Source organism: Gordonia sp. (in: high G+C Gram-positive bacteria) (assembly GCF_049299075.1).
Taxonomy (GTDB): Bacteria; Actinomycetota; Actinomycetes; order Mycobacteriales; family Mycobacteriaceae; genus Gordonia.
On record NZ_JBAQWU010000350.1, the window covers coordinates 1 to 9983 of the forward strand.

Annotated in this window: 8 protein-coding genes, 1 tRNA gene and 1 pseudogene; 3 read left to right on the forward strand and 7 right to left on the reverse strand. The window is 65.7% G+C overall.

Annotated elements, in window-relative coordinates; all coding sequences use genetic code 11:
- Nucleotides 1–251: pseudogene (locus tag WAW85_RS11065) on the forward strand (aspartate aminotransferase family protein); the annotation flags it as partial.
- Nucleotides 252–260: 9 nt separating this feature from the next.
- Here WAW85_RS11065 and WAW85_RS11070 read toward each other — a convergent pair.
- The 7 genes from WAW85_RS11070 to WAW85_RS11100 form a co-directional block, all read right to left on the reverse strand.
- Entirely contained in the window at nt 261–1703 is a 1443-nt protein-coding gene (locus WAW85_RS11070; protein ID WP_422559664.1) for a wax ester/triacylglycerol synthase domain-containing protein, read from the reverse strand.
- Nucleotides 1696–3201, reverse strand: a complete 1506-nt coding sequence (locus tag WAW85_RS11075) for an HAD-IB family hydrolase (protein ID WP_422559665.1) — start codon at nt 3199–3201, stop codon at nt 1696–1698. Before WAW85_RS11075 ends, WAW85_RS11070 begins: the two co-directional genes overlap by 8 nt.
- Nucleotides 3198–5459, reverse strand: a complete 2262-nt coding sequence (locus tag WAW85_RS11080) for a glycerol-3-phosphate 1-O-acyltransferase (RefSeq protein ID WP_422559671.1) — start codon at nt 5457–5459, stop codon at nt 3198–3200. Before WAW85_RS11080 ends, WAW85_RS11075 begins: the two co-directional genes overlap by 4 nt.
- A gap of 93 nt (nt 5460–5552) precedes the next feature.
- Nucleotides 5553–6692 (reverse strand): acyl-CoA dehydrogenase family protein, encoded by a 1140-nt coding sequence (locus tag WAW85_RS11085; RefSeq protein WP_422559666.1) that lies wholly within the window; start codon nt 6690–6692, stop codon nt 5553–5555.
- Nucleotides 6693–6799: 107 nt separating this feature from the next.
- Nucleotides 6800–8041, reverse strand: a complete 1242-nt coding sequence (locus WAW85_RS11090; RefSeq protein ID WP_422559667.1) for a L,D-transpeptidase — start codon at nt 8039–8041, stop codon at nt 6800–6802.
- A 222-nt stretch (nt 8042–8263) separates the two neighbouring features.
- Nucleotides 8264–8339, reverse strand: a tRNA-Lys gene (locus WAW85_RS11095).
- A gap of 94 nt (nt 8340–8433) precedes the next feature.
- Nucleotides 8434–8658, reverse strand: a complete 225-nt coding sequence (locus WAW85_RS11100) for a DUF3618 domain-containing protein (RefSeq protein WP_422559668.1) — start codon at nt 8656–8658, stop codon at nt 8434–8436.
- Between the two features lie 104 nt (nt 8659–8762).
- On the opposite strand from WAW85_RS11100, the gene bcp reads away from it, so the two are divergent.
- Both bcp and WAW85_RS11110 read left to right on the forward strand, forming a co-directional pair.
- Nucleotides 8763–9236, forward strand: a complete 474-nt coding sequence (bcp, locus tag WAW85_RS11105) for a thioredoxin-dependent thiol peroxidase (protein WP_422559669.1) — start codon at nt 8763–8765, stop codon at nt 9234–9236.
- Between the two features lie 2 nt (nt 9237–9238).
- A complete protein-coding gene (locus tag WAW85_RS11110; RefSeq protein ID WP_422559670.1) occupies nt 9239–9853 on the forward strand; it encodes a TetR family transcriptional regulator in 615 nt (204 codons plus the stop codon).
- Nucleotides 9854–9983: the final 130 nt, after the last annotated feature.

The window sequence follows — 9983 nt, forward strand, 5'->3', positions numbered from 1 at the left end:
CCCCCGACGCGCTGGCCGCGCTGGCCGCGGCTTTTGCCGAGGGCAGCGTCACGGTTGATGATGTCGTCGGCCTGCCATCGGAGGCCGTCGCCGCAGCATTAACCGGGGCGGGCATCGATCCGCACACTGATCCCTCCACCGCGGGCGAAGCACTGGACCTCCCCGCCGTGATCGCCGCCATCGAGGCGCTGCCCCGGCCGGTGACCGCCAAGATGCTGACCGAATTCCTGGCCTCATACGCGAATCCGTAGGATCGCCGCTCAGGTCAGCGGAGTCAGGCCCCCCAGTGCGCCGCTCTCCTCGGCGGCGAGTCCGAGCATCTCGTCGAATCCGGCGATCAGACACTCGGCGAACAGGTCCGGGTCACCAATCGCGGCGGCGTCGAAGTTGAGGCCGAGGCAGGCGACCCCGTTGTGGGTGATCATCGTCGCCATCATCGCGCAGCCGGGCAGCGGCCCGAACGGGAACATCCGCTCGACCTTCGCACCGGCCACATAGGTATCCCAGGGAATTCCGGGCACGTTGGAGGCTTGCAGATCGTTGCCCGCCGTGGTTCCGCTGAACTGCGCAAGCACCGGACCCGGCAACCAAGCCAGCACCGGGCTGGCCGTGTTGAACACGTCCACCGCCGGTTCGGCGCGCGCGGCGCGCACCTGTTCACGGATAGTCAGTACCCGCTCGAATGGGTCGTCGATCCCGATCGGTCCGGCCAACCGTCCGACGGCGATGCGGTTGCCGCCAGACCGATCGTCATCGGTGCGCACCGAGATCGGAATGGCGACGGGGATCGCCTCGACCATCGCATCGAGCCGCTGGTGGTACAGGCGGAAACCACTGATCAGGCCGCCGAGATAGACATCGTTGATCGATGCACCGGTGGCTGCCGACACTGCTTTGAGTGAGCTGAAAGGAATGTCGAAGGCGGCGAAGCGCCAGGAAATGCTACGCCCAGCGAGCAACGGCGAACCGGGCGGACTGATCAGGCCAGCCACGCGCGGCACCGACCGGCCGTACCGCAACACCCGGGACAGCGCCTCCTTCGGTCGCATCAGTGCGACCGCCCCGTCGAACACCTTCCCGGCCAGCGTCGGGACGCGACGCGCTTCCTCGCCCAATTGCCGTTTGAAGACGTCGAGCGCCGACGGTCCGCCCGGTTCGGGAACCGGCGGCTGCGGTTTGCCGGGGATCGGGTCACGAGTAGTCGAATGTAACTGGGCCAGCCCGATGATCGCGCCCAGCCCGTCAGTCAGCGCGTGATGCGCCTTGACGAAGTACGCGGTCCGACCGCCGGGCAGACCCTCGATGAGGTAGCCCTCCCACGGCGGCCGAGCCGGGTCCAGCGGGGTCATCGCCAGCTGCTCGCAGGTGCGCAGCAGCTCCGTCATCGACTCGTCGCCGCCCAACCGGATACGACGTAAGTGATAGTGCAGATCGAAGTCGGGGTCCACCGACCAGCTCGGGGTTCCGGCCTGCAGCGGCGACTCGATCACCCGCTCCCGGAAACGCGGCGCCATGCGGCTGGCCCACTCGTGTGCTGCCACCAACCGGTCCCAGTCTGGTGCGCAGTCCCAGATCTCCAGCATGGAAATTGTCGATCGCAGCCGACGATCGGAGTCACCGCGCCACATCACCGTGTCCACCGGGCTCAGGTGCGGATCGGCGGCCCAGTCCAGCGGCTTGTCGTTTTGCGCGGGCTCAGTCATCGGCGTTCTCCTGCCACTCAAATACGGTGCGCGTTCGGGTCATTCGGCCGTCGTCAAAGGCGGTCACCGGCCAATCGGTCAGGGCCGCGATGAAGAGTTCGCGCACTGCGTCGGCGTGCTCACCCACTGTCTCCGGCCGCCACGCTGAGGTGTCCACCGGCGGCAGCACGCGCACCTCCACGGTGCCAGGTTTGATCAGCTGCGCGCCGCGCCACATCACCTCGCCGGCGTTGCGCAACACCACCGGCACAACCGGCACCCCGGCCTGCATGGCGATATGGAACGGCCCCTTTTTGAACGCCCCGATACGCGGCGTCGCCGAGCGGGTGCCTTCCGGCGACACCACCAAGGAGAAGCCCTCGTCCCGGATCTTGTCCACCACCGGTTCGAGCTGCTCGATGGCCTTTCCGGAGTTTGCCCGGTCGATGAACACCACCCCGCCAGCGTCGAGGATCTGGCCGAAGACCGGCAGGTTGCCGACCTCCCGCTTAGCCACACCGGTCGCCTCCCCGCGCACCAGGTGGATCATCACCGGCAGGTCCAGCTTCGACTGATGGTTGAAGACGAAGACGCATGGCCGCGCCGACGTCAGGTACTCAGCGCCAGACAGCACGTCGACATCGACGCCCGCCAGCGCAAAACCCACGTCAAGGCCTTCGGCGACACCGGACTGCATAGCCGCGGTGCGATCGTCGGAGAACAAGCCCCGAACCACGCCGAGGGCAGCGCCGCCGAAGAAACTACCGTAGAAGGCTCCAGTGCGGGCCACCATTCCGAGCGTGTTGTAGCTGGGGTTACGCAGGTCAAGGATCGGCCAGCCGCGGGTTTCGGCGACCCCGCGCAGTTCACTCTGCGGGGAGACTGCCGCCGGCTTCCCCACCGATTCCAGGAAGGGCACATCCTCATTGCCGTCGCAGTAGGCAAACGACGCCGACAAGTCCAGATCCCATTCCCGGGCCAATTTACGCACCGCCGCCGCCTTGCCCGGACCCCACAACGGTCGCCCGAGCACGCGACCGGTCACGATGCCGTCGACGACCTCCACATCGGTGGCCAGCGCCCGATCGGCACCGATCTCGGCCGCGATCGGCTCGATCTGAAACCGGGTGGCCGACGAAGCGATCACAATCCGGTGGCCGCGCTCGCGATGCGCCCGGATCACCTGCCACATCTGCGGACGAAGTTTGGCCGCAGTCGAGGATTTGAACAGGTCGCGGCCGAACTCCAGCATCTCGTCGTACGTCCGGCCAGCGAACGCCGGCCGGGTGGCCTTGAGTACCTCGGCGTAGTCCTGTTCAGAGGTACAGCCGCGCAGACCGATCATCACCGCATCGCGCACCTCCCCGGCGGTGAAGTCGAGGCTGGCGATCCGGGCCTTCAGGATGTCGACGGCGGAGAAGCCCTCAATCAGCGTCCCGTCGTAGTCGAAGAATGCCGCTATCTGATCACCGGCGGGGGCCTCCCGGATTTCCTTCAGCCGGTCGGCGAGCGCACTCACTGGTCCTTCTCCTGTTCTGCCTCGATCGCCGCGATCCGGCTGAGTCGTCCGCGCAGTTCCTGCACCTCGGCGAGCCACTGGTCCCGGGCACCCTGCTGATCCTCGGATGATCCGTCACCTACGGCCCCGCGGTTCGCCGCCAGCATATACGCGGCGTCGTAGAGGTCCTTCGACACCGAATCCTTGCTGGAAATGACATCCTGCAGGCTCAGCTGACGACCGAGGCCGAGGCAATCAGCCACCACCGCCTCCTTCTCCACCCGCGCGCCAGCGCGCGAAACCAGGTAGGTGGCGACCACCAGCTGCGCATCGAAGAAGGTCTGCAGGGTGCGCCGCGCGAAGAGTTTCCCGGCATTGGCGAACAACTCCTCGTACACCCATTCTTGCGTGTGCTCCACCGTCCGCCACTGCGGAGCCAGGAGATCGAGCTCACCGGCCAGCCGACGCAAGAACTCATCCTTGGCCGGGAAGAAGAACTCGAACTTCAACAGGTCACGGATGCGCAGCGCCTCCTGCCGCGCGACGTCGAGCACCACGTCCGACGGGTGTTCAGCGCTCGATACCGGGGCCAGCCCGGCCAGGATGGTGCCATCGGCCACGGCCAGCATGGCCACCTCGACGATGGCGCGGTCGACGAAGTGGTGCAGCGCACCGTTGCGGTAATAGGCGGCGACCGGATGGTTGTGGGGCGCGATCGACCAGACCTGCTCGGGTCCGCCATCGAACATCGTGAGGACCCCCGCATCGGTCAGCTCCCCCAAGGTGGTCAGCAGACCGAGCCCACGACACAACGACGGGTCGGGTCCGGGCAGACCGCGATCGGCGATGTAGCCCAGCAGTGGGGCGAGGGTCGCCTCGATTTCGGCGGCGGTGTACCCCCGATCGCGCGCACCGAGCAGTGCGAAACCGGCCAGCGACGTCGCCGAGATCGGCGTCGCCGCGTTGATCTCGTCCATCACCTTAAACGCGACCTTCTCCAACCGCGCGCGGCCGTCACCGGACTCGCTGAGCGCCTGCCGGAGCGAGAAGGGCTCGCCGAACCGGACCCGTGCCTCACCGCGGTGCTCGCGCTGACCGCGCGCATACTTCCACAGCCACTTCAGGTCTTCCGGGCGCTTGGCACCGCCGGCCGACTCCTGCGCCATCGCGGCGATCTCGGGCAGCTGATCGTAAACGATCGAGGTCGGCACGATGGTGGCATCGGCATCGTCGAGCGACTCGACGGCTTCGGCGACGTAGGCGAGCAAACCCATCATCGGCGGGCGCAGCTTGCCGGTCCGGCTGCGCCCACCCTCGATGTACCACTCGAGGTTGAATCGCTTGAGGACGATGAACGCCAAGTAGGACCGCATGGCGAGCTTGTAGACCGGATCGGTGCCGAACTGCCGCTTAATGAAGATGGTGCCCGCCCGCTGTGCGATCGGGCCCATCGGCCAGAAGGCCAAATTGATGCCACCGAGCACCAGGTTCGGCGGAAAATTGTGCTCGCGGAGAATCGACCCCAGCACCAAAGTGTCCACATACGAGCGATGGGACGGCAAGAAGACCAGCGAGGTCTTCTCATTCTGGGCGCGCAGCTTGCTGAGCGTGTCCAGATCGACCGAGACCGTCCATGCCCGCTCGTACAGGCGACTGAAGGTGGAGTCGAAGACGTCGTTCATCAGTCGGCTCTGGGTGGCCACGAACGAGCTCATCTTGTCGGTGGCCTCCTGCGCCACCGAGGCGGCCGGGCGCCCGAGTTCGGCCGCCAAGTCGGCGCACGCCTGCTGGAAACGAGCCGACGACGAGATCTGCTCGGCCACCAGCCGCGGCACCTTGTACCGGTCCCCGACCAATTCAAGTTCGGCCCGCTCGGCCGCGAGCGCAGCGCGCATGCCGACGAAAGCCTCGAACGATTCCCCTTCGGCCTGATGCTCGACGTACGGGGCGCGCAGTTCGGCGATCGACGCTGGCGCCCCGGCCACCACCTGCACGCGGTCGGGATGGCGTCGACGGATCGACGCCTGCCGCCAGGCCGGTGGGCGGCGCGGATTAGACAACAGCACGGCGTCGACGGCGGCTACCCGGCGCTCGCCAGCACGCACCGGAGGCAGCCACACCACGCGCACCGGGAGTAGCTCGGTGTCGTCGGGCAACTCCTCGACGTCAATCTCGCCGATTGTCCTGACTCCGGCGTGCGGATGGTGCATCGCCGCCCACGAGTCAATTGCTGCCCGTTCGGTGTCGGTCCGTGCCTCCGCCAAAACGATCGTTCCCAAGACCAGCCTCCGCATCTCCCGCACCCCGGACCTCCGGAGCGCGCAACCCCATTGTGACTCACGACACGCATGCGCGAGGGCACGGGCCGTAGATCACAGCGATCGGCTGATGACTTCCTTCATGATTTCGTTGGTGCCGCCGTAAATCATCTGGACACGAGCGTCGGCCCACATCCGGGCGATCGGGTACTCGTTCATGTAGCCGTAGCCGCCGAACAGTTGCAGACAAGTATCGGCGATCTCCATGGCCTTCTCGGTGGTCCACCACTTGGCCATCGCTACCGTCGGGATGTCCAGTTCGCCACGTAAGTGCTTGGCCAGGCAATCGTCGAGAAAGACCCGGGCGATATGGGCCTCGGTGGCCACCTCGGCGAGCTTGAACTTGGTGTTCTGGAAGCCAAAGATCGGCCGACCGAATGCGGTGCGGTCCTTGGTGTACGCGACGGTCTGCTCGAGCGCGGTCTCCATACCTGCCACCGCGCCCACTGCGATGATCAGCCGTTCCTGTGGCAACTGCTGCATCAGCTGAACAAAGCCGAGTCCCTCGGCGTCACCCAGCAAATTCGACTGCGGGACCCGCACCCCGGTGTAGTTGAGCTCGGCGGTGTCCTGACCCTTCATGCCCACCTTGTCCAGGATCCGGCCGCGACTGAAGCCTTCCCGATCGGTCTCCACCACGACCAGCGAGATGCCCTTTGCACCCGCACCGGCATCGGTCTTGACCACGGTGATCACCACATCAGCCTGACCACCGTTGGTGATGAAGGTCTTGTTACCGTCGATCACGTAGTCGTCGCCGTCTTTGACGGCCTTGGTAGTGATGCTCTGTAGGTCGCTGCCGGTGCCCGGTTCGGTCATCGCGATCGCGCCGACCCATTCGCCGGACGCAAGCTTGGGCAACCACGCCTTCTTCTGATCCTCGGTGCCGTAGCCCAGGATGTAGTGCGCGATGATGCCGTTGTGAAGGCTGACGCCCCACGACGAGTCCGCGGTGCGGGTCTGCTCCTCAATCAGCACGGCCTCGTGCGCAAAGGTACCTCCGCCGCCGCCGTACTCCTGGGGAATCGACATGCACAGCAGTCCGACCTCGCCCGCCTTGGTCCAGAGGTCCCGGTCAACGTGATGCTGCTCGCGATAGCGTTCGACGTTCGGGACGACCTCCTTCGCCAAAAACGCGCGAGCCATTTCACGCAGCGCGGTCAGCTCTTCGGTTTCCCACGAGGACTTGGCCATTTGTCGATGCCGCCTAACTAGAACAGAAACTGGGTACGCCGCGAATCCTAACCATTGGTCAATGTCAGGGTTACCGCGGGCCAGGTTCTAGCGCGACCCCGCTGGCGTCAGCGATTGTCGGTCGCGTTGCCCTTCTGCCACACCGACCACGGAATATTCCAATCGCCTAGTCCCTCGGTGCCATCGAGCGTTTCGCCGCCGGTATTGCGCACCGTCACCGGATCGCCGCGAAGCGTGTTGCGGACCAGCCACATCGCGTCATCCGGACTGAGGTTGAGGCAGCCGTGCGACGTATTGGTATTGCCCTGCGCCCACATCGACCACGGCGCGCCGTGCAGGTAGATGCCGCTGTAAGACATCTGCACCGCCCAGTCGACCGGCGTGCGGTAGCCCTCGGCCGCGCCGATCGGCACACCGTAGGTGGAGGAGTCCATGACGATGTGGTCGAGACGGTCGCCGATCATGTAGATGCCGTTGGGGGTGGTGTGGCCCGGCTTGCCAAAGGACGTCGGCATGGTGCGGATCACCTCGTCGCCCTTCTTGATGACGACGGTCTTGGTGTTGTCATCGGCTTCCAGCGTCATCGCCCGGCCGACGGTGAAGTCCGAGTTCACGTTCTCGGCACCGAACAGGCCGTCACCGAGGTTGATGCCGTACGTGTTGACCTCGACGTCGACCTTGGTGTTCGGCTGCCAGAAGTGCTGCGGGCGCCAGCGCACCTCCGACGAGCTGATCCAGTAGAACGCGCCCTCAACGGCCGGCGTGGTGGTGATCTTGATGGCGTCCTGCGCGGCCTTTCGGTTCGGGATCGGCTCATCGAAGCGCACGCCCACGGTCTGGGCAATTCCGACGGTCTCGCCCTTACTCGGCATGATGTAAGCCTGGGTTAGATTGTTCGGCGCCTGCGTGGTGAAGGACTGACTGGTCGTGGTCTTGCCGCCGACGCCAAGCGCCTCGACCTGCACGGTGTACCGACGGTCGTAACCGAACGGTTCGTCGCTGGTCCAGGTGGCGCCGTCTTCGCTCAGGATGCCCTTGACCTGCGTACCGTCGACCTTGTCGATGCGGACCCCGTTCAGAGCACCGTCGGACGCGGTCACCACAACCTTCTGGCCCGGCTCCACACCGACGGCGTCCTTGGCGATCGGCTTGCCGTTGCCGTCGGTGACCGAGATTGCCGGCCGAACCATGTCAATGAACTCGCCGGAGGCATGCACCTGGTCGTTGTATCCCCCACTACAGGCGCTGAGGGCGACCGACGCCGCGGCGAGAATACTGATCGCCGCCGTCTTGGTGAACGCCGTCCGCGGGGACGAGTTACGACGGCCGCGCAGGCGGGTGAAAGCCATGATGCTCCAAACTGAACTGATCAACTGATCCCGCGCGCGTTCCGCACGGTCTCCGGCACGTACCCCCGAGTACGCACCGTCTCCGCAGAGTTTCCACCAGAATACCAAGCGGACCGCAGTACCGCCACACGCGATAACGTGACAAATCACCTCATTGTGATTTACATACCGCCTGGTCAACGTAATAAACACTCCTCACCAATGCGGTGAGGAGTGTTCTTCTGGTGCGCCATCAGGGACTCGAACCCCGAACCCGCTGATTAAGAGTCAGCTGCTCTGCCAATTGAGCTAATGGCGCTTGGCCTTGCGAGAAGAAACAGTAACAGGCAACCGACGCGCATGCGAAATCGGCTGGTCGCAAACCATTTTCTTCGGGCGCGGCTGCACGGCGACTAGCGCTTGAGGTTCTTCCGAACGACGATCACGACGCTCAGCCCGGCCAAACCCATCAGGGTGTACTTGACCGGCGGGGTCTGCAGAAAGGCGACCGCGCGGCCTTTGACGTCGTCGGCGATGCGCTGCGGGTTCGCCCGTACGGCGAGCTGATCCAGGGTCGCCGCCAGTTCCTCGCGCGCCTGCGCGATCTCCTGCTCGATGCGTTGGGTGTCGTCGGCCACGCGATCCTCCACGGTGTTGTCGGCTGGTCCGGTGTCTCCACCGGTGCGGGCGCGGCGCCCGCAACCTGTTCGAGCCTACCGGGCCGACCCGATAGGGTGAGCCCATGGCTGATCAAGTCCGGCTCGAGGTCGGAGACATCGCTCCCGAGTTCACCCTGCCCGACGCCGACGGTAAGCAGGTCTCGCTCACCGATTACCTGGGCAAGCGGGTGATTGTGTACTTCTACCCCGCCGCGATGACCCCCGGGTGCACCAAGCAGGCGTGCGACTTCCGTGACAACCTCGCCGATCTGAGCGGCGAAGGCGTCGACGTCATCGGCATCTCCCCCGACAAGCCGGAGAAGCTGGCCAAGTTCGTCGCCCGCGACGAGTTGACCTTCCCGCTGCTCTCCGATCCGGACAAGGGCGTGCTGACCGCCTACGGCGCCTTCGGCGAGAAGAAGCTGTACGGGAAGGTGGTGCAGGGCGTGATCCGGTCGACGTTCCTGATCGACGAACAGGGCCGCATCGCCGCCGCCCAGTACAACGTGCGCGCCACCGGGCACGTCGCCAAGCTGCGCCGCGACCTGAACCTGTGACGGTGACGCCGGAGCCGCTTCTCCCGCGGAAACGGCCGACCCAGGAACGCAGCCGCCGCAGATTCAACGACATTCTCGCGGCCGCCCGCCAGGTGCTGATCGACGACGGTCTGGACTCGCTGACCTGCGAGCAGGTCGCCGTCCGGGCGGACGTCCCGATCGGCACGCTCTACCAGTACTTCGCGAACAAGTACGTGATCGTCTGCGAGCTCGACCGCGTCGACACCGCCGCCGTGCGCGACGAGCTGACCGCCTTCGCCTCGGAGATCCCGTCGCTGGAATGGCCGGTACTGCTGGAGAAGTTTCTCGACCACCTCGCCAGCCTGTGGCGCACCGACCCGTCCCGTCGCGCCGTCTGGCTCGCCGTGCAGTCGACCCCCGCCACCCGGCTGACCGCCTCGCTCAACGAGCGCATCCTGGCCGAGCAGGTCGCCCGAATCCTCGCGCCGCTCACCCCGAGTCAACGCGAGCGGCGCGAGATGATGGCGCAGGTCCTGGTGCACACCGCGTATTCGCTGCTGAGCTTCTCCGTACAAGACGGCCACGACCACGAGCAGACCGTCCGTGAACTCAAACGCATGCTGGCCGGCTACCTGCTTCTCGAAGAGTTGGACTGACCCGCATCAGCGGCTGGGCCGCTGCCGCGCCCGCCGACAGTTCGAGCGCCCTATCGCCGCTCACCCTCCCTCCAGGGAGGGCGTGGGAACCGAGATAGGGCGCTCGAACCGAGGAGCGGCGCGGGAGGGT